At 70.4% G+C, this 19,615-nt stretch carries 18 protein-coding genes; 3 read left to right on the top strand and 15 right to left on the bottom strand.

Annotation, left to right across the window (positions count from 1 at the left end; genetic code table 11):
• From AB2385_RS03005 to asnS, 3 genes are all read right to left on the bottom strand, one after another.
• Positions 1 to 945: RodZ domain-containing protein (locus AB2385_RS03005; protein WP_367653438.1), on the bottom strand; the 945-nt coding region annotated here is incomplete at its 3' end.
• Between the two features lie 150 nt (positions 946 to 1,095).
• Positions 1,096 to 1,785 (bottom strand): cysteine hydrolase family protein, encoded by a 690-nt coding sequence (locus AB2385_RS03000; protein ID WP_367653437.1) that lies wholly within the window; start codon positions 1,783 to 1,785, stop codon positions 1,096 to 1,098.
• A gap of 33 nt (positions 1,786 to 1,818) precedes the next feature.
• Complete coding sequence (gene asnS, locus AB2385_RS02995) at positions 1,819 to 3,132, bottom strand: asparagine--tRNA ligase (protein WP_367653436.1); 1,314 nt, start codon at positions 3,130 to 3,132, stop codon at positions 1,819 to 1,821.
• Between the two features lie 201 nt (positions 3,133 to 3,333).
• Between asnS and AB2385_RS02990 the strand changes: the two genes are divergently transcribed.
• A complete protein-coding gene (locus AB2385_RS02990) occupies positions 3,334 to 4,401 on the top strand; it encodes a L,D-transpeptidase (protein WP_367653435.1) in 1,068 nt (355 codons plus the stop codon).
• A gap of 16 nt (positions 4,402 to 4,417) precedes the next feature.
• Here AB2385_RS02990 and AB2385_RS02985 read toward each other — a convergent pair whose 3' ends face one another.
• The 10 genes from AB2385_RS02985 to AB2385_RS02940 all read right to left on the bottom strand — a co-directional run bounded on the left by AB2385_RS02985 (position 4,418) and on the right by AB2385_RS02940 (position 13,643).
• Entirely contained in the window at positions 4,418 to 5,401 is a 984-nt protein-coding gene (locus tag AB2385_RS02985) for a DUF4349 domain-containing protein (RefSeq protein ID WP_367653434.1), read from the bottom strand.
• A gap of 244 nt (positions 5,402 to 5,645) precedes the next feature.
• Positions 5,646 to 7,172, bottom strand: a complete 1,527-nt coding sequence (locus AB2385_RS02980; protein ID WP_367653433.1) for an acyl-CoA carboxylase subunit beta — start codon at positions 7,170 to 7,172, stop codon at positions 5,646 to 5,648.
• A 163-nt stretch (positions 7,173 to 7,335) separates the two neighbouring features.
• Entirely contained in the window at positions 7,336 to 8,298 is a 963-nt protein-coding gene (locus tag AB2385_RS02975) for a hypothetical protein (RefSeq protein ID WP_367653432.1), read from the bottom strand.
• Between the two features lie 96 nt (positions 8,299 to 8,394).
• Entirely contained in the window at positions 8,395 to 9,165 is a 771-nt protein-coding gene (locus AB2385_RS02970) for an enoyl-CoA hydratase-related protein (RefSeq protein ID WP_367653431.1), read from the bottom strand.
• Positions 9,166 to 9,201: 36 nt separating this feature from the next.
• The gene (locus tag AB2385_RS02965) at positions 9,202 to 10,209 is read right to left on the bottom strand and encodes a hypothetical protein (protein ID WP_367653430.1); all 1,008 of its coding nucleotides are present in this window, start codon (positions 10,207 to 10,209) and stop codon (positions 9,202 to 9,204) included.
• Between the two features lie 6 nt (positions 10,210 to 10,215).
• On the bottom strand, positions 10,216 to 10,539 hold the full coding sequence (locus tag AB2385_RS02960; protein ID WP_367653429.1) for a hypothetical protein: 324 nt from the start codon (positions 10,537 to 10,539) through the stop codon (positions 10,216 to 10,218).
• A 2-nt stretch (positions 10,540 to 10,541) separates the two neighbouring features.
• Positions 10,542 to 11,909, bottom strand: coding sequence for an acyclic terpene utilization AtuA family protein (locus AB2385_RS02955; RefSeq protein ID WP_367653428.1), 1,368 nt, complete (start codon positions 11,907 to 11,909; stop codon positions 10,542 to 10,544).
• Between the two features lie 112 nt (positions 11,910 to 12,021).
• Complete coding sequence (locus AB2385_RS02950) at positions 12,022 to 12,228, bottom strand: acetyl-CoA carboxylase biotin carboxyl carrier protein subunit (RefSeq protein WP_367653427.1); 207 nt, start codon at positions 12,226 to 12,228, stop codon at positions 12,022 to 12,024.
• Positions 12,225 to 12,500 carry a hypothetical protein gene (locus tag AB2385_RS02945; protein ID WP_367653426.1) on the bottom strand — a complete coding sequence of 92 codons (276 nt, stop codon included), beginning with the start codon at positions 12,498 to 12,500 and terminating at the stop codon, positions 12,225 to 12,227. Before AB2385_RS02945 ends, AB2385_RS02950 begins: the two co-directional genes overlap by 4 nt.
• 3 nt (positions 12,501 to 12,503) lie before the next feature.
• Positions 12,504 to 13,643 (bottom strand): acyl-CoA dehydrogenase family protein, encoded by a 1,140-nt coding sequence (locus tag AB2385_RS02940; RefSeq protein WP_367653444.1) that lies wholly within the window; start codon positions 13,641 to 13,643, stop codon positions 12,504 to 12,506.
• Positions 13,644 to 13,861: 218 nt separating this feature from the next.
• On the opposite strand from AB2385_RS02940, the gene AB2385_RS02935 reads away from it, so the two are divergent.
• Positions 13,862 to 15,604 (top strand): hypothetical protein, encoded by a 1,743-nt coding sequence (locus AB2385_RS02935; protein WP_367653425.1) that lies wholly within the window; start codon positions 13,862 to 13,864, stop codon positions 15,602 to 15,604.
• Between the two features lie 73 nt (positions 15,605 to 15,677).
• On the opposite strand, the gene AB2385_RS02930 is transcribed toward AB2385_RS02935, so the two are convergent.
• Both AB2385_RS02930 and AB2385_RS02925 read right to left on the bottom strand, forming a co-directional pair.
• Complete coding sequence (locus tag AB2385_RS02930) at positions 15,678 to 17,264, bottom strand: ABC transporter permease (protein WP_367653424.1); 1,587 nt, start codon at positions 17,262 to 17,264, stop codon at positions 15,678 to 15,680.
• Between the two features lie 98 nt (positions 17,265 to 17,362).
• Complete coding sequence (locus tag AB2385_RS02925; RefSeq protein ID WP_367653423.1) at positions 17,363 to 18,370, bottom strand: ABC transporter substrate-binding protein; 1,008 nt, start codon at positions 18,368 to 18,370, stop codon at positions 17,363 to 17,365.
• Positions 18,371 to 18,520: 150 nt separating this feature from the next.
• Here AB2385_RS02925 and AB2385_RS02920 point away from each other — a divergent pair, with 150 nt between their 5' ends.
• Entirely contained in the window at positions 18,521 to 19,591 is a 1,071-nt protein-coding gene (locus AB2385_RS02920) for a DUF3048 domain-containing protein (protein WP_367653422.1), read from the top strand.
• The last annotated feature ends 24 nt before the right edge of the window (positions 19,592 to 19,615 follow it).

The raw sequence follows: 19,615 nt of genomic DNA, 5'->3' as shown, positions 1-19,615 counted from the left end.
GTTCACGTGGCCAAGCCGCACCTGGAACCCGTCTCCGTGGTACGAGAGTGTCGTGCCGTCGGCAATTCCGCTGTAGAGGATTGTCCCCGCCGCGTCAGACACTTCGACCCACGTCCTTGCGCTGAAGTGCATCTCCAGGTCGATCGTCTCGGCGCTTACCGTAACGTCCACATCCTGCCCATTCGGCTTCCCCACCGTGACGGCGGGCTGTGGCGTTTCCCCCGCCTCGGGCTCCCGTTCGGGCGGTTGCACGGGCTCCTGTGCGGGCTCTTGGCCGGTCTCAGGCGCCTGCTGGGAAGGCCCCGGCGCCTGCACCGCCGTCTGGTCCGGCGGGGCCTGAGGCGCGGCGGCGGGGCGGTTCCACAGCCAGTAGCCCAGACCGGCCAGCGGCAGGAGGACCACCAGCGCCACCAGGATGCGCCGCATCAGGTAGACGCCCGGGCCGGGGCCGTGGTGGCGGCGCCGGTTGCGGGATGAACGGCGCGGCGGCTGCACGAAGGCCGGCGGGCGGGGTGCCTGGGTGATGCGCGCACCCTCGGGAACAGCGGGGGCGACCTCCTGGTCGGCGGGTGCGGCATCCGCCGCGTTCTCCCCCCGGCCCCTGGCCGCGGCCTCCGCCCGATCCCCCGAAGCGTCGGTGCCACGGCGGCGGGGCGCCTCCGCCCTGCGCCGCCCGGCCCCGCCGGAGCCGCGCTCTCCCTCTTCCGCGGGCGCCCGCTTCTTCGCCTTGTATTCCTCCACCAGGGCCTCTCCGTCAAGACCGAGGAAGTTGCCGTAGGTGCGCAGGAACCCCTTGACGTAGACCTCCCCGGGGATGACCGACGTCCGCCCGGACTCCAACGCTTCGATATATTTCTTGCGGATGCGGGTTTCCTCTTCGACCTCTTCCAACGTCAAGCCCTTGGCGATGCGCGCCGCCTGCAAGCGCCGGCCGATCTCCTCCATGTCATCGACCTCCCGTTGCGGAGACGACCCCGGGTGGTTTGATATCTCCAGATGCCCCCATCTTCTCCAGCAACGAGCGAAATCCCTCCCACTTAGTCGCACGTTTGCGAAAAGGTGCGAGCCGCGGAAATGCGGAGGAGCCGGATGCGGTTACGCCGGTCGCGCAGGCACGACCACGCCGCCGGCCGCGGCGATCCGCTCGAGCCCCTGCCGGTGGCTCTCCTCGTCGTACGAGTCCACGAAGTTCTCATCCACGGTCGCCCGCAGCCCGACCGCCACCGCCGACTCCACGGCCGCGAGCACGCAGACCGGCGTGATCAGCCCGGTGACCAGGACCTCCGAAACCCCCTGCGCCTTGAGGAAGTCGAGCACCTCCCGGCCCGACCGGCCCACCAGGCGCGCCGGCCCCTTCATCACGTAGCCGTCCACCAGCCGGTACGTGGGCTTCTGGATCAGGATCAGGTCGCTTCCCAGCCGCTCGAAGGCGGTTGCAATCGCCGCCGTCGGCTGCCACCCGGGCGTGCCGTACTCGCAGTGGGGCGGGTAGATCTTGAGCTCCTCCCGGTACGCCTCGTACGCCCGGTCCATGTAAGACTCGAACCGGTCCGCCCCCAGGGTCTCCTGCAACATGCGCCGGTAGGTCACCAGGTGCTCCGGGTGGTGCAGCGGCGGGTGGGTGTCGACGGTGGCCACCACGAAGCCGCCCTCGTCGTGCACCGCCGCGATCAGGTCGGCAATCCGCTGCATCTTCGGGTCGGAGCGCTGGAAGCTGGTGAGGCTTCCCTGCTCGTCGTTGAAGTCGACCTGGGTGTCGATCACGAAGAGCGCTCGTTTCGCCATCGGCACGTCCCTCCGTGTGAAGACCCGCCGCCGCTACGGATGCAGGCGGTTGAGCAGCCGCGGGAAGGGAATCGTCTCCCGCACGTGGTCCAGCCCGCAGATCCAGGCCACGGTGCGCTCAATGCCGAGGCCGAAGCCCGAGTGCGGCACCGTGCCGAAGCGGCGCAGGTCATAATACCAGCCGTACGTCTTCATGTCGAGCCCGTGCTCCTCGAACCGCTGCTTCAGCAACTCGGGGTCGTGGATGCGCTGCGACCCGCCGATGATCTCGCCGTAGCCCTCGGGTGCGAGGAGGTCGGCGCCCAGCACCACCTCGGGGTTGGTGGGATCAGGCTGCATGTAGAAGGCCTTCACCTTCACGGGGAACTTCTCCACGAAGACGGGCTTCTCGAACTGCTGAGTGATCACCGTCTCGTGGGGCGCCCCGAAGTCCTCACCCCAGGGGATGGGATCCCAGTCGTCGCCGGGCTTGTGCAGCTTCTGCAGCATCTCCACGGCTTCGGTGTAGGTGATGCGCGGGAACGGCGGCTTCACCTTCTCGAGCAGGGTGGTGTCGCGGCCCAGGGTCTTCAGATCGGCCTCGCGCCGCTCCAGCACCCGCTGCACGATGTAGGTGACCATCTCCTCCTGCAGCTTCATGTTGTCCTCGTGCGTGAAGTAGGCCGCCTCCGGCTCCACCATCCAGAACTCGATCAGGTGGCGGCGGGTCTTAGACTTCTCGGCGCGGAAAGTGGGGCCGAAGGTGTAGACCCGCCCCAGGGCCATGGCCGTGGCCTCCACGTAGAGCTGGCCCGACTGGCTGAGGTAAGCCGGCTCGTCGTTAACATACGTGGTCTCGAACAGGTTGGCCCCGCCCTCGGCCGCGGTCCCCATCAGGATGGGCGACTCGGTGAGGACGAAGCCCCGCTCCTGCAGGAACTGGTGGATCGACATGGTGATCTCGTTGCGGATGCGCAGGATCGCCGTCTGGCGGGACGAGCGCACCCACAGGTGGCGGTGGTCCATCAGGAACTCGGTGCCGTGCTCCTTCGGCGTGATGGGGTAGTCCTCCGCGATCTGGACGATCTCCAGGTCCTTCACACCGATCTCGTACCCGCCCGGGGCGCGGTCGTCCTTGCGGACCGTGCCGCGGATGATGATGGACGACTCCTGGGTCAGCTGCTTGCCGGCCTCGAAGACCTCGGGCGACACGTCCTTGATGAAGAGCACCGCCTGGCAGATGCCCGTCCCGTCGCGAAAGATGATGAACTGGATCTTGCCGGAACTCCGGTAGTTGTACACCCAGCCGCGCAGTTCCACGGTTTCGCCTTCGTACTGCGGCAACTTGTCAACCGTAACCCATTCCATGCAAACGGCCCTCCTGCGTGTAAACAGCATCTTCCATAGATGATACCACGCGAATGCCCAAACAGGAAAACCAGTTGCCGTCACCCCACCAGCCGGATGCTGCGCCTCCAGCCACAGGGCGTTATGCAAATGAATGGAGCGTGAACTAGAGGATAGGTTATAATCAAGGCAACAGCAAAACGAGCCGAAGGAGGGAGGCCCATGTCCCACCTCTACGAACCCCCGCGCCCCCGCTCCGCCCGGCGCGAATGGCGCCGGAAAGAAGAGCGCCGCAGGCGGTACCTTCGCAGGCGGGCCTTCGCCTTTCTCGTCGTCGCGGCCCTCGCAGTGGGACTGGGTTTCGGCATCCGCTGGCTCGCTTTGCGCCTGGGACAAACGGAAACCGCCGGGACCGAGGTGACCCCGGGCACGAACCGGACGGAGACCCCGGTGGCAGACCTCCCCTTCACCCCCGAGCGCACCATCGAGTGCCCGGACCTGGACGGCGACGGCCAGCCGGAACTGATCGCGGTGTCGCCCCTGGTGGATGAGCGGGTGCACCTGGCCCTCCTCACGGGAACCGGGAAGGAGGCGAAGCAGATCGGCCAGGTGATCACGGTGGGCGAGGGCACCCTCACGCTGAAGGACCTGCCCCGCGCCCGGAACCTGCTGGTCTGGCAGGGGCAGCTCCCGCGGGAGGGCGAGCCCGTTCAGGTGGAAGTCGGCGGCGAGAAGGCGCTGGAAGCCCGCGGTGGGGAGCCTGTCTTCCGGGCCTGGGAGCTGAACGCCGACCAGGGCCTGGTGCCCGCGGACTACTACGCCGCGGCGGCGCCCCTCGATCCCCCCGAGCCGACGGTGATCCTCGTCGATAAGGGGCTGAACGTGCTCTGGTACTACCGGGAAGGGGAGCTGGTGCAGACGGCCCGGGTCGCGACGGGCCGGCACATCGAGGGCCCGGCCCCCACCGCCGAGAACTGGGAGGAGAACCTCTCCACGCCCACCGGGCGGTTCTCCGTTACCCTGATGGTTCCCGGAATGCCGTATCTGAGGGAAGGGATTCCGGCCCTCGACCCGGCCAACCCTCTGGGCACCCGTTGGATCGGCTTCAGCGTTTTCCCCGACGACGGCGGCTCGCTCTGGGCCATCCATGGCACCAACGCACCGCAGAACCTCGGCCGGTGGAGTTCGGAGGGGTCCATTCTCATGAGCAACGGCGAAGTGGAAAGACTCTACGACGCCGTGGAGGTGGGCACGCCCATCGTCATCCAGAACAGCCTGGCGGGGCCGTAACGGCCCCGCCTTCGCTTTAGTCTTGCCCGCCCTCGCTCTGCGACTGCCCGCCGCTTGCGCCGCGATCTGCCCTGCCGTCGCCCGCCCCGCCCGGGCCACCCCGCCGCCGGACCCCGCCGATCAGCTTGATGAGGATGAAGACGACGGCAGCGATCACAACCAGGAAGAGCAGCACGGGGATGATCGATACCAGCGCGATCAGCAGCGATTCCGCCATGGCGATGGTGGCGTTCCACGAGTACAGGAAGCTGTCACGCATCCGTTCGCCCAGCGTCTGCGGGGTGGCGCGCGGCATGGGTACGCCGGGCTCGTACATGTTCACACCGATGGTGCTGAACGCCACCTGATTGGAAAGGTAGTTGTATCGACCCTTGAGGGACTCAAGCTCAGCCGTGACGCGGGCGATCTCCCGCTCCAGTTCGAGCATTTCCGAGATCGTGCCGCTCCGCTCGTACAGCTTGTTCAGCTGCGCCAGGTGAGCCTCTTTCGTGGCGATGCGGGCCTCGAGGTCCAGGTACTCCTCCGTCACGTCGTCGGTCCACTGGCGCAGGCGTTCCCGCTCACCCAGACCGGAGAGCACGTCGAGGATGGAGGTGAAGCTGCCGGCCGGCACGCGCAGGGTCATGGACACGTGCCGACCGCTTTCGCGCGTGCCCGACACGTCGGTTCCCTGCACGTACCCACCGGCCCTGCGCACCGCCTCGTGGACGGCGTTCAGCGCCTCGTCGACGTCCCGCACGTGCAGTTCGATCTCGGCGTTCTGGATGATCTTCCGGTCGGTCACCGGTGCGTCGGCGCCGACGGCGTCACCGCCGGCCTCCACCACCGACGTAACGGACGCCTCGCCAGGCGCGTTCGCTGCCATGTCCCTGGATGCGGCGGTGCCTCTGCTGCCGGCTGGCGCACTGCTGGACTGCTCAGACGCAGCGCCGCCGCCGCAACCGGAAAGCCCGATCGCCAGGACCAGCAGGAGTGCAAACAGACTGCTGCTCTTTCTCACCCTGGCACAACCCCTCTCTGTGCGTCCTTCTTACACAACAGACGAGTTCGGCGACTCCGCCGGTGCAGAACGAGTCCGGTGGCCCCCCGGCGGCGGAGCCGCAGTTCAGGGCGCCCGCGGCGGGCGCGCAAGAGCCATCGCGGCCGGGGAGTCGGCTCCCAGACCTCGATGGTTCACACGTCGGGCTCTCCGGGAGACGCGCGCCGCGGGAGCCCGCACAGGGCCAGTCTCGTGAACGTCGGCCTTACACCGGCGTCACGGGGCGCTTCTTGCGCGGTGGCTCCTGCTGCCGCCGCTCGTAGAAGGCGAGGCGGGCAAGCAACTCCTCCCGGACCCGCCCGAAGGGGATGATGGCGTCAACGATCAGCTCCGAGGCCAGACGGTAGATGTCGATGTTCTTCCGGTACTCCTCCCGCAGCTGGGCCACGTACGCCTCCCGCTCCTCCGGCGGCTTCTCGGCGATCTTATTGGCGTAGACGGCGTTCACCGCCGCCTCCGGCCCCATCACGGCGATGGATGCCGTAGGCAGGGCCAGCGTGCAGTCCGGCTCGAACGCCGGGCCGGCCATGGCGTAGAGGCCGGCGCCGTAGGCTTTGCGCACGACCAGGCAAACCTTGGGCACGGTGGCCTCGCTCACCGCCGCGATCAGCTTCGCCCCGTGGCGGATGATGCCCTGCCGCTCCACCCTGGTGCCGATCATGAAGCCGGGCACGTCGGCCAGGAAGAGGAGCGGGATCTCGAAGGCGTCGCAGAGCCAGATGAAGCGGGCGGCCTTGTCGGCGGAGTCCACGAAGAGCACGCCGCCCTTCACCCGGGGCTGGTTGGCCACCACGCCGACGACGCGCCCGCCCAGGCGGGCGAAGCCCGTGATGACCTCCGGTGCGAACCGCTTCTTGATCTCGAACCACGAGCCCTCGTCGATCAGCCGGTCGATCAGCTCGTACATGTCGAAGGCGGCATTCTGGTTGGCCGGGACGATCTCCTCCAGCGCCCGGCCCGGCTTCGGCTCCACCGGGGCCGCGGCGGCCGGCCGCTCGCCGGCGCACTGCGGGAAGTAACTCAAGTACCGCCGGGCGAGCTGGATAGCCTCCTCCTCGCTCTCGCAGAGCACGTCGCCGCAGCCGGAGACCGACGTGTGCATCTCGGCGCCGCCCATCTCCTCCAGCGTCACCTTCTCGCCGATCACCATCTCGGCCATGCGGGGCGAGCCCAGGTACATCGAGGCGTTGCCCCGCACCATGAAGACCACGTCGCAGAACGCGGGGATGTATGCCCCGCCGGCCGCGCTGGGGCCGAAAAGCAGGCAGATCTGCGGCACCATGCCGCTCAGGCGCACCTGGTTATAGAAGATGCGGCCCGCGTGGCGCCGACCGGGGAACATCTCCACCTGGTCGGTGATGCGCGCGCCGGCCGAGTCCACCAGGTAGAAGAGCGGCATCCGCAGCCGCTCGGCGGTCTCCTGGATGCGCAGGATCTTCTCCACCGTGCGGGCCCCCCACGACCCGGCCTTCACCGTAGAGTCGTTGGCCATCACCGCCACCGGCCGACCGTCGATGCGCCCCAGGCCGGTGACCACGCCGTCGGCAGGCAGGTCACCCGCCTCGCAGTTGGCGAAGAGGCCATCTTCCACGAAGGAGCCCGCGTCCAGAAGCAGCCGGATCCGCTCCCGGGCGAACAGCTTGCCCTGCGCCCGCGCCTGCTGGTGGTACCGCTCGGCTCCCCCCCGCTTGATCTGCTCTTCCAGCGCCATCAGCCGTGCATCCAGGCTCATCGCTTCCTCCCCCTCTGCCCGTTCCTCCCCTGTGGGCTGCTGCCGGTTTCTCGCTTCCACCGGCGGGCTGCCCTCTCTCTGCCCGTCCCCTGCGGGCCGGTCGGAGGCCATCCTTCTCGGTGCGCCGGGCCGGCACCGGCCGGCGGGCCGCCGGAATGGTCTGCTAGCGCAAGACTCGCAGGGCCCGCTCGATGGCTTCCACGCCCTCCGTCTCGGCCGCCAGGGCCCGCTCCAGGCACGCCGCCACCTCGCCCCGGTGCGCCTCCAGCGCCTCCCCCGGGTACGGGGCCAGCGCCACCGCCTCCGCCAAGGCTCTTTCCACGCGCCGGTAAGCCGCCGCGGCCCGGGCCAGCGTTTCCGCCTCGGGGTACTGGCCGGCCAGCTGCTCCAAGTAGGCCGCGGCGTCGCCCCGAGCCGCCCGCAGCAGGGCGAGGTTGTAGCTGTGCGCCTTCCCCGGCTCCGGGCCGTGCAGCGGCAGGTTGCCCTTCAGCACCGTGCGCCAGTACTGGTACGCCCCGCGGCCGTGCTGCAGCCACATGTCCCGCGACGGCGGGGCCCAGAAGTGGTCCACGGCGAAGCGGAGCGACCCCGCCTCCGCCTTGCGCCGGTCGAAGTCGCCGGCGATGTCCAGCAGCGTGATCACCTCGGCCCGGGTGAAGGCCGCATGCTCCGCCGGCGGCCAGGCAGCCACCTCCATCCACTGGGGAGCGGCCGGGCTCTCGGGCGTGAGACAGGCCCACCGCTCCCCCTCCACGCCGACTACCAGCCCGTACTCGCCGCTGCCCAGCAGGTCGTAGACGATGGCCGGCCGGCCGCCCTCCACCGCCTGGCCGACCCGGCGGACCACGTCGGCGCGCACGGAAGGATAGTCGGGGTCGGCCGGCCGGGCGGCGACCCGCTTGAACCACGCGCCGAGCCGCTCCCACAGCGGAAAGACCTCGTGGAAGTTGAGCTCCGCAGGGCCCGACGGCGAGATGACCAGGTCGAGCGTCAGCCGGAAGGCGTGGCCCGTGACCCCTGCCAGGTAGGCGGGCTCCAGGCGGCGCCCGGCGTGGGCCAGCAGGCCCCCCAGCGCACCGACGATGCTGATCGGATGCTCCATCAAGGCGACGTCGTTCAGCAGCATGTGTGGTCCCTCCATTTCCAGCGCCTTGCCCCGGCCGCAGCAGCCCCCGGCGTTCCCGATTCGCCCTTGCCGCAAGGGTACCGGTCTACGCAGCCGCTACTCGCCCCGGTAGACCGGCGGCCGGCGCTCCGCGAACGCCCGCAGCCCCTCCAGCCGGTCTCGGGTGGGCACGATGGACTGGTACTCACGCCACTCGGCGGCCAGGCCGGCGGCCAGGCCCGGGCCGGCGTCGATGGCGCGCTTCGCCGCCCGCACGGCCAGCGGCGCCTGCGCGGCGATCTGCTCCGCCAGTCGGCGGCACTCGTCCAGCAGCTCGCTCCTGGCCACCACGCGGCTCACCAGGCCCAGGTTCAGCGCCTCCGCCGCCGTAAGCCGGCGGGCGGTGAAGATCAGCTCCTTCGCCCGGGCCGGACCGACGAGCGCCGGCAGGCGGACGCACCCGCCCGCACCGGGGATGATGCCCCAGCCCACCTCGGTGAGGCCCATCTGGGCGTCGTCGGCGGCGATGCGGATGTCGCAGGCCAGGGCCAGCTCCAGCCCGCCGCCGAAGGCGTTCCCGTGGATGGCGGCGATCACCGGCACCGGCAGCTGCGCAACGCTGTTCACGGCCTCCCGGAGGGCGTGGACGGTGGCGAGCACCTCCGGCTCGTCCATCCCCTGCCGCTCCTTCAGGTCCGCGCCGCTGCAGAAAGACCTGGACTCGCCCCCGTGCAGCACCACCACCCGCACCTGCCTGTCCACAGCCAGCGCGTCCGCCGCCGCCTGCAGTGCGGACACCACATCCCGGGAGAGGGCGTTGTGCCGCTCCGGGTTGTTCAGGGCCACCCATGCGATCGGTCCCTCACGGGCCAGGACCACCTTCTCCATCCGGTTCCCTCCTCCTTCCCGCTGACCGCCCGGGGCTCACGCCAGCCCGAAGGCCCGGAATACCCGCAGGGCATCCAGCGTGGCCGCCACGGCCCGGCCGTCCTCCGCCGGCCAGCCGCCTTCGCCCTGCTGCATCCCCGCCAGCGCCTCGAGGCAGCGAAGCGCCACCAGGAAGTCGCCGGCACGCAGCCCCAGTTCCGCCAGCGGGGTGAGCACCGCGCAGAGTTCACCGGCGGAAGCGTCGCGCCCCGCCCCGGGCGAGTACACCCAGACCCGATCCGGGACGCCGGCCACGTGCACCCGCCGCCAGACGGCCGCAGCCAGGGCGAGGGTCGCAGCCCCGGCTGTGGTGACCGCTGCGTCGGCAGCCGCAGGCCCGGCCGTTTCCCCCTCGGCCCCGCCTGCCAGCGCGTCCCGCAGCCACCGGGCGGCCCGGGCGATCGGGTCCTCGTGCGCCGGGTCCATCACCAGCAGCGTGTAGGCGGCCATGGCGGTGATCCCGAGGGACGGAAGCGGCGCTTCTTCTACATCGCAAGCCGTCGGCTCGTCGCCGGGGCCCGCCGCGCCCGGGCCGGGCGAAGCCGTCCGGGCACAGGCCCCCTCCGCCCATGCGCCATCTACCCGCTGCTGGCGCCGCAGGTACGACACGGCCCGCGACGCCATGGGGGAGCCCGCCAGGGGCGGGATGTCCCTGAGCCAGGCCAGGACGGCGCAGGTCGCGGCCACGGAGGACGGCCCCTCCGCCCGGGCGCCGGCCGCATCCGCCGCAGGCCCGCCCGCCGGTCCGTCACTGCGCGGCACATCGGCGCCCGTGCCGCCCGTCGCACCGAGCCCACTGCCCAGCGCCGTGAGGGGAAAGCCACCCACCGCCAGGCCGCGCGGGAACCCTCCGTCCGGGTTCTGCAGCTGCTCCAGTCCCTGCACCACCGCAGGGTCGGGGGCCGTCCGACCGAACAGGCCCTCCAGGCGTGCCACGTCCACTGCTCTCCCGTGGGCCAGGACAAACGTCCTGGCCCGTGCCACGTCGATTTGCGGAACTGCCACAGGCACTTACTCCTCTACCGTGATCTCCATGTGCAGCAGGGCGGCGGCGAACGTCTTGCCCAGGTTGTCGCTGCGGAGCGACCGCGGAGCCCCGCCGCCCAGCGCGCCGTGCACCACGAATTTCAACGCCTGGACGTTGGGCACCTCCCACCGCTCCACCGGCCCGCTGGCCACGGGCCGGAAGTAGTCGGCCACCGCGTCCTTCGTGACGTGCCTGCGGATGAGCTCCCAGGCCGCGTCGTCGTTGGCGAAAAGCGAGATGTCGGCGGCATCGCCCTTGTCCCCCGACCGGGCATGACAGATGTCGAGCAGCCGGATGCGCCGGGCCACGGCTACACCTCCTCCACCGTAATCTGCACGTGCGGCTCGATCCACTCCCGGGGAATCAGGGCCGACCAGAGGCCCATGAGCTCCCGGGGCTGCGGCGTGCCGGCGACGGCCGACGCCGTGGGCGGACCCGAGAGCAGAAGGGGCGGGAACTCCCGGGCCAGGATCTCGCAGTCTCTCCTGTTCCGGGTGCGGATGGCGATGCGCAGCCGCACCTCGTTGATCTGGTCCTCGTCCACCGGCTCGGGAGCCAGGGCGCCCCAGAGCGAGTTGATCCCGATGTACTCCTCGTGAATCTCCTCGGGCCGGACCCCCTGCATCTCCAGCCGCGCCCGGATGATCTGCGCCGCCCGCTTCGCCTTGCTGTAGGCCTTGGGCCAGCTGAACGAGATGTAGCCTTCCCCCATCCAGCCATCTGCGAACCCCAGCAGCGCCTTCAGGGTGGGGGGCGCCGGCCGCCCCCTGGTGCCGCTCACCCGCACGCGGTTTTCGCCCACCTGCTCCAGGCGGGTCGTGGTCAGGTCGCAGACGACGTCCGGGGTGACGTAGGTTGTCGGGTCATGGATCTCGTAGAGGAACTGCTCCTTCACGCTCTTCAGATCGACCTTGCCGCCCGTGCCGGGCGCCTTGGTGAGCACAAAGCTGCCGTCCTCGCTCACCTCGGCGATGGGGAAGCCGATGCGGTGCAGGTCGGGGATTTCCTCCCAGCCCACCTGGTAGTTGCCGCCGGTCACCTGGCCCGAGCACTCCATCAGGTGGCCGAGGATGATCCCCTGGGCCAGGCGGTCCCAGTCGTCGCGGGCCCAGCCGAACTCGTGGATGAGCGGTCCCAGGAACTGCGCCGTGTCGGTGGTGCGGCCGGTGATCACCACGTCCGCCCCCGTGGCCAGGGCGTCCGCCACCACGTTGGCCCCCAGGTAGACCGAGGCGAAGAGCACCCGGTCGCGCACGTCGGCCAGGGTCTGACCGGTGGCCGGGCCCGCAAACTGCACCCCCAGGGCGGCCAGTTCGTCCAGCCGGTCGAAGATGTCGTCTCCCGTGACGCAGGCGATCTTGAGAGAGAGCCCCAGCTCCCGGGCCACTTCGGCCACCGCCCGGGCCGCTCCCCGGGGGTTGATGCCGCCGGCGTTGGTGATGAGCCGGATGCCCCGCTCTTTGGCGATGGGCAGCAGGTTGCGCATCATGGGCACCACGTCGCGGGTGTACCCCGTGCCGGGCTCCCGCCGGCGGCCCTTCTCGAGGATCGCCAGGGTGAGTTCCGCCAGGGTGTCGAAGCCGATGTACTTCACGTCGCCGTACCGGGCCACGTCGAGCACCGGCAGGAGCGAGTCGCCGTAGAACCCCTGGCCGGCGCCGATGCGAACGGTGCGCACGTCAACTCCCCCTCTGTTCTCTGCGCTTCAGTCGGTACTTCCCCCGCGGGGCCAGGCGGGCAGAGCAATCCCCCCATGTGCGCTCAGCCCCCTGCACCAGGCCGCACCCCGGTCAGTCCAGTTCCACCACCACGTCGCCCTCGTTGACGAAGTCGCCCACGCCCACCTTCACCGCCTGCACCGTGCCGCCCGTCTCGGCGGTGATGGGAATCTCCATCTTCATCGACTCGAGGATCACCACGTCCTGGCCCGGGGCCACTGTGTCCCCGGGCTTCACCAGCACCTTCCACACCGTTCCGGCCATGTTCGCCCGGATCACCGCTTCTTCTCCTCCTTTGCCCCTTCTGCATAACGGGCCATGCGGGCCCGAATGTGCGCCCTCTCGGTCTCGTAGACCCTGGTGTTCCTGTGCGCCTCTTCGGACAGTTGGATCCCCAGGTGCTGTTCCAGGATCGACTCCACCCGGCTGACCCGACCCCCCAGCCGCCATGCTGCGCCGAGGGCCATCGCACCCAGCAGGACAAGCCCGAGCGCCTCCGGCAGCAGGAAACCGATCAGCAGCGCCACCACCAGTGCAACGGCGTAGAGCATCCCTCAACACCCCAGGTGCCGGGCGATCACCAGCCGCTGGATCTCGCTCGTGCCTTCGCCGATCTCGGTCAGCTTTGCGTCCCGCCAGAAGCGCGAGACGGGCAGGTCCTCCATGTAGCCGGCGCCGCCGTGGATCTGAATCGCCTGGTTGGCGGCCCGGACCGCCGTCTCGGAGGCGAAGAGCTTCGCCATCGCCGCCTCCCGGGTGAAGGGACGCCCCTGATCCTTCAGCCAGGCCGCCTTCAGCACCATGTTCCGGGCCAGTTCGATCTCCATCGCCATGTCGGCCAGCTTGAACTGGATGGCCTGGAACTTGGAGATGGTCTGGCCGAACTGGACGCGCTGCCGGGCATAGGCCAGCGCCGCGTCCAGGGCCGCCTGGGCGATGCCCACCGCCATGGCGCCGATGGAGATGCGGCCGCCGTCCAGGGTGATCATGAACTGGCGGAACCCCTCCCCCTCCTGGCCCAGCAGGGCATCAGCGGGCAGCCGCACCTGATCGAAGTAGAGGGGCCGCGTGTCCGAAGAGCGCAGGCCCATCTTCTCGTAGGCCGGACCGATGGTGAAACCCGGCGTCGGGTTGGGCACGATGAACGCGCTGATGCCCCGGTGCCCCTCGCCGGGGCGGGTGACGGCGGTGCACACGATGTAGCCACAGTAGTAGGCGTTGGTGATAAACGACTTGGAGCCGCTCAGCACCCACCCCTCGCCGTCCCGCACCGCCGTGGTCCTGGTGGCGGCCGCATCGGACCCGGCTTCGGGCTCCGTCAGCCCGAACGAGGCCAGGTACTCGCCCCGCGCCGCCCCGGGCAGCCACTGCTTCTTCTGCTCTTCGGTGCCGAAGTAGAGCACCGGGCCCATCCCGATGGAACAGTGCGCCGCCATGGTGAGGCCCAGCGAGCCGTCCGCCCGGCTGATCTCCTCGACCGCCAGGGCGTAGGCCACCGTGTCCCCACCCGTGCCTCCGTACGCTTCCGGAATGGGGATGCCCAGAAGGCCCAGTTCGCCCATCCTGCGCACCAGTTCCAGGGGGAAGCGGCCCGTCTTGTCCCGCTCCGCCGCGCCGGGGGCCACCTCACCCTCGGCGAACTCCCGCGCCAGGTCGCGGATCATGGACTGCTCCCGGCTCAGATCGAAGTTCAGGCTCATGCCACCGCTCCTTCCTCGCACCCCTCGCGCCGGGTTCATTCCGTCTGAACCGTGTTGATCGCCTGTACTGTCACTGTATTCGTATCGAATCTGTCAGACTCCTGCCGCGTGTGACGAATTTGGAGCGGTCGGCGGAAATCTGTCACACCTCATGCCGCCCACCCTGTCCGCATATGGTCTCTGAGAAAGCGCGTGAACGGGAGGGAATTACCTTGACACAGCCACTGGCCACCGGCCTGGCGGCAGCCCGGCTGGCGGAGCTGAAACCGGCCCGCGCCCACCGCTACCAGCACGACAGGCCGATGCAGGGGTTCTGCGTGGTGAGCTGCGGGCCCGGTTTCTGCCGCGTTACCCTGCACGTGGAGAATGGACAGACCCTGACAGACCGGTCCGGGGCCGGGGGGTTCTACTACGAGGGATGGCTGGTGGGACCCGCGGGTGCGGTGAGCCTGGGGGCGTTCAACGTGGGTCCCGACGGCCACGGCTGCGCCACCCGCGTGGTGGCGAGTTCGGTGGTGCAGCCCGGGCGGGCCGAGCGGGTGCGGGTCACGGTGGAGCCCTTCGGCGGAAGCCACTCCGGCGCCATCGCCGTGCTGGAGGGACGTCTGATCTGGTTGGAGGAGCCCGCGCAGGCGGCTGCGCCACCCGTCTCGGAGTCGACGGCCACAGCCGCGTCGTCCCCTCCGGCCTCGTCGTGGGCGGGGTTTCCGCCGCCGGCCGAGTCCCCCGCGGTGCCGGGCGCTTCGGCCCACGGGCCCTGGGCGCCTGATGGCGGTGAGGCGCGTGAGGATTCTCCGGCAGCCCTGGAGGTCGGCAGCAGCCCCGGGAGCGCCTCCGGGCAGTCGCAGGGCGCCGGGGAACCGACGCCCGCGGATCCGGCCCGGGAGACCGGCTCCGAAGGGTTCGTCCGGAGTGCCGGCCTGACGGCAAACGCGGCCCTGTCTGGCAGCGGCGCCGGTTCCGCCCGGTTCGGCGGTCCGGCCGGCAGCGGCCCGCATCCCGCGCCGTTCGCGTCCACCGCCGCAGGACTCACCGACTCCGCCGCGGCCGTTGCCCCGGTCGGCGGCGCTATCCCCGGTGCAGGCTCCACGCCGCTTGCGGACCCGTACGCGCCCGCCCCGAATGGCGGCGCCTCCGCCGCAGAGGCTGACAGCGGCGCCGCCCCGGCCCCTGCTGACGCCCGCGCAGAGGCTGCGGCCGTGGCCGTCACCACCGGCTTCGCCCCCGTGGGCCTGGCCACCCAGACCAGTGCAGACGCAGCGGACCGAGGCGCGGAAAGCGGCGGCGCCACCCCCGCCCTGGCCGCAGAGCGCGACGTCGCCGGTGCGGAGCCGGACACCCCGAGCGCCATCGCCACTGCCGGTGCGGCGACTCAGTCCGACACTCTACCGGCCGGTTTCACCTCCCCGGCTGTCCCGCCCGGCGCTGTGGGCGGCCTGCCGCCGACCCCCGGCACGCCGGCCGGCACCCAGGCCGCCGCGCCGCCGACCCCCACGGGCGACGCCGGCGACACCGCCGAGAACGCCGCCCCCGCCGGCGACGCCCAGCAGTCGGCGCCCCGGGTGCGCTCCGCCAACCCGCTGGAGATTCAGGTTTCGTTGGTGCAGCGCCACCCCATGACGCCCCGCGCCTCCGGGCTGGCAACCCTCAACCTGCGGCGGGGCAGTCTGACCCTCTCCCTCCGCGGGCTGCCGAGCCCCATGGCCCTGGGCCGCGACCGCACCACCGGGCGGCCGTTCAACGCGTACCGCGTTTGGCTGGTGAACCAGCGCAGCCAGGTGCGGACCCCGGTGGGCTACTGCGAGCGGGCCTGGGGGGAGAACTTCCGCTTCCAGGCGGACGGGCTGCCCCTGAACCGCAACGACACCATCCTGATCACCGTCGAGGACCGCTCTGCGGCGGCGCCCGCCACGCACGCCGCCCCGCACGTGCTGATCGGTTCCTATCAGCCCTGACGGTCGGAGGCCCCACAGACGAGCGCCCCACACGCCACGGCCAAGCCGTTCGTGTGGGGCGCCTGTCGATTTGCTACCAGTGGCCCAGCGACTCCTCCCCCAGCCAGCGGCGGAGGATCCCGTGCACCGTCAGCGTCAGCCCGATGAGCAGCGAGCCCAGCGCCGCCGCCGTGCCGAAGCTGTTGGTAAGCACCTGGTTGTAGATCATCACCGAAACCGTCGCGGTCCGACCGGTATAGAGCATGATCGTGCTGGAGAGTTCACCGAGGACGGCAATCCAGCTCACCAGAGCCCCCGAGAGGGCGGCGGGCAGGATCAGGCGGGCCGTGATCCGGAGGAAGGTCGGCCCCTGGGGAACGCCCAGGGAGAGCGAAGCCTCCTCCAACTCCGGGCTCAGTTGCAGCACCCCGGCCGCGGCCGCCCGCACGGTGTAGGCGATGCGGCGCACAACGTACGCCACCACCAGGATGGCGCCCGTCCCGGCCAGGGAGAGGGGCGGCCGGCCCCAGGCCAGGATCAGCCCGACGCCGAGCACTGTGCCGGGCACGATCTGCGCCAGCACCAGCAGCGCGTCCAGGGCGCGGCTCAGCCGGCCCGGCCTGCGCACCAGCACGTACCCCACCAGCAGACCCGCCACCAGCATGGTGGCGGCGGCCGTTCCGGAGTAAGCGAGGGTCCGCCCCACCACCTCCGCCATCTGGTCCCACATCCGCCGGTAGTTGTCGAGCCCCACCTCGCCCGTGAAGCGGGGGCCGCGGGTCCGCAGCACCGAACTGACGAGCACCACCGCCTGCGGCAGCGCTGCGGCGCCGGCCACCAACAGGCCGAAGGCGGCTCCCAGCACGCGGCCGGCCGGACCCAGCGGGGCGACCTCTTGCCGCCGCACGCTGCGCCCGGTGTAGGAGCGACCCCGAAGCAGCCACGTCTGCACCCCCAGGGCCAGCAGGGCCAACAGCAGCAGCGCCAGGCTGGCCGCCGTGGCCATGCCGGTGCTGCCGCCCAGTTCGCTCAGGAACTCGTTGTAGGCGACCAGCGGCAGCGTGAGCAGCCCCTCGCCGATCAGCATCGGGGTGCCGAAATCGGCCAGCGTGGACGTGAACACCAGGAGCCCGCTGGTCGCGATGGCCGGCATGGCCAGTGGCAGCGTGACGGTCAACAGCCGCCGCCAGGGGGGAGAACCCAGCGACTCGGCCGCCTCCTCTACCTCCGGGTCGACGCGCAGCAGGGCGGCCCGCGTGAGCAGGAACACGTACCCGCAGTGATGCAGCACCATCACCAGCAGCACGCCTCCGGGGCCGTAGATCGAGAAGCCTTCCAGCCCCAGCCACCCCGTGAGGAGCCCGGCCCTGCCCAGCAGGGTGATCCAGGCGTAGGCGCCGATAAACGGCGGCGACAGGAGCGAGAGCACCGCCAGGGTGTGGATCAGCCTCTTCAGGGGGAGGTTGTACCGGGTGGTGAGCACGGCCAGCGGCACTCCCAGTGCGAGGGAGCCCGCCGTAGCGCCGAGGGAGAGCAGCAGGCTGTTCAGCAGGGCGCGCCGGTAGTAGGCCCGGGTCAGGAACTCCTGCCAGAGGCCCGGCGCAGCGAGGCTGCCGACCGTGACCCGTGCCACCGGGTAGAGCAGGAAGAGCACCAGGAATGCGATGACGGTCAGCGCCACCCAGTTCCAACCATCCCCGGGTCGGCTACGCCTGCCCAGCCCCGCCGGTCCTCGGTGGCCGCGAGGGCGGGCCGGGTCCGTTGTGCCGGAGGACGGTATCACTCCGCCAGCAAGTCCTTCCAACGGTTCAGGATCTCCTCCCGCTGGGCCGAGGCCCAGGCGACGTCCAGGGTGATCAGGCGGATCTCATCTGTGGGGCTGAGGCCCTCTGGCAGCGGCACGTCGGTGCGGCTCGCCCTGAGACCCAGCTGCTCGGCGGCCAGTTGCTGGGCCTCCCGCGAGAACAGGAAGTCCGTGAACCGCCGGGCGGCCGCCGGGTTCGGCCCCCCCTTCACCAGGGCGACGCTGTCCGGGATGGTTGCGGTGCCCTCCACCGGGTAGATCCAGCCCACCGGGCCGCCGGCCTGCGCGTATTTCCAGGCGATGTTCTCATGGGTGAGGGCGAGGGCATACTCCCCCTCGTCGACTCCCTTGGGCGGCAGGCTCGCGGAACCCAGAATCCGGGCGTTCCTGACCACCGCTGCGACCGTGTTCCACCCGTGGTCGCCGTCGTCCTCGAAGAGGGTGAGCATCGTCACCAACTGCACGAAGGCGGTGCCGCTCTTGGTGGCGTCCGCCATCGCGATCCGGCCCTCCCAGCGCGGGTCGGCGAGGTCTGCCCAGCCCCGGGGCAGCTTCGACTCGGCGACCTGCTCCTTGTTGAACATGATCACCATGGGCAGGGCGTTGAAACCGTACCAGAGCCGGTCCGGCGCCTTCAGCGCGTCGGGAATCAGCCCGTCGTCCTTCACCGTGTAGGGTTCAAACAGTTCCCGGTACGCCTCGAACGACTCGGCGCCGCCGCCGAGCATCACGTCGGCCGCGGGCTTCTCCCGCTCTGCCTCCAGGCGGCGCAACAGTTCCCCGGTGCCGCCGAAGACCACGTCCACCTCAATGCCGGTCTGGGCCTCGAAGGCCTCCACCAGCGGCGTGTAGAGGTCGGCCCCGAACGAGGTGTACAGCGTGAGGCGCTGCGGCTGACGCCCACCGGCGCAGCCCGCCAGCGCCAGGGTGAGCACCAGCATCCCCGCGAGCAGCAGCGCAGTCCACTTCAGGTCGGGCTTCACGTCATCTCTCCCCCAATCCCGATCGGAGTTCTTTCTTTTGCTCATTTTGTACTAGGCGGTCATCCATTGCAACAGCTTTTTCTCTGCGATTCGCCGCCCCGCAGGGGAACGACCTCCTGGCCTGGAATCACCTCTGCGGGGTGATTGTTTGTGAAGCGAATTTTGCCCCTGCTGTTGATCTTCGTCGCACTCGCAGGCTGCGCCGGGCGGACGGACAGCCCCGTCGAGCCGGCGCCCGAACCGCCAGAAATGGCCGCCCCCACCCCGGAGGCGGAACCCGCCCCGGAGCCGGGGCCGGAACCCGCGCCCGAGCCGGTTCCCGCCTCGCCGACGCTCACCGGCGGCCCGGTCTATCCGCTGGCCTCACCGGCGGAAGGACTCTGGGCGGGACCTGTGGCCGTGGTGGTGGAGAACTCGCCCTCGGCCCGCCCCCAGAGCGGTCTGAGGCAGGCCGACCTCGTGTTGGAGACGCTCACCGAGGCCGAGATCACCCGCTTCTTCACGCTCTTCTGGTCCACACCCGCCGCGAAGATCGGCCCGGTGCGCAGCGCCCGGCAGGGCTTCGTGGACATGGCCGACGCCTACAACACGCCCTTCGCCCACTCGGGCGGCAGTGCAGAGGCCCTGGCCATGCTCAAGGCCTCCTGGGGCCCGCGCAACCTCGATGAAATCTACACCGCCGGCGGCTACTTCTTCCGCACCGCCGACCGTGAGCCGCCGCACAACCTCTACACATCCACCGACCTGCTGAACCAGGCGGTGGTCGACCGCTCGATCGACATGACGCCCGTTCCCACCACCGAGCGCATGGCCGCCGTCCCGGCCGTGGGCGATGCGCGGGCGGTGGACATCTACTGGCACCGCCTGCACGAGGCCCGCTGGGTCTGGGAGGACGGCCGGTACGTTCGCTACTCGGACGGTGAACTGCACCGCGACGAGAGCGGCGAGCCCCTGGAGGCGGTGAACCTGCTCTTCTTCGAAGTGAGCGGCATCAACCGGGGCGTGGACCTCGGCTGGACTCTCTACCTCTGGGACGGCGGCCCGGCGACGGTGCTGGTGGCCGGCCACCAATACGAGGGCACGTGGCGGCTGGAGGCGGGCGGGTTCGTCCTCGACCCGCCGGAGGGCGGCCAGCTCCCCCTCCTGGCCCCCGGCCCCACCTGGATTCACCTGATCACGGCGGAGTCGGACTTCACCATTTCCGGGGCTTCCGCCGAATAAGCGGTCCATCCCGCCCGGCTGCCG

It is taken from the genome of Symbiobacterium sp. (assembly GCF_040797425.1).
In the GTDB taxonomy this organism is placed as follows: Bacteria; Bacillota; Sulfobacillia; order Symbiobacteriales; family Symbiobacteriaceae; genus Symbiobacterium.
This window is presented reverse-complemented; position numbering and strand designations above follow the sequence as displayed.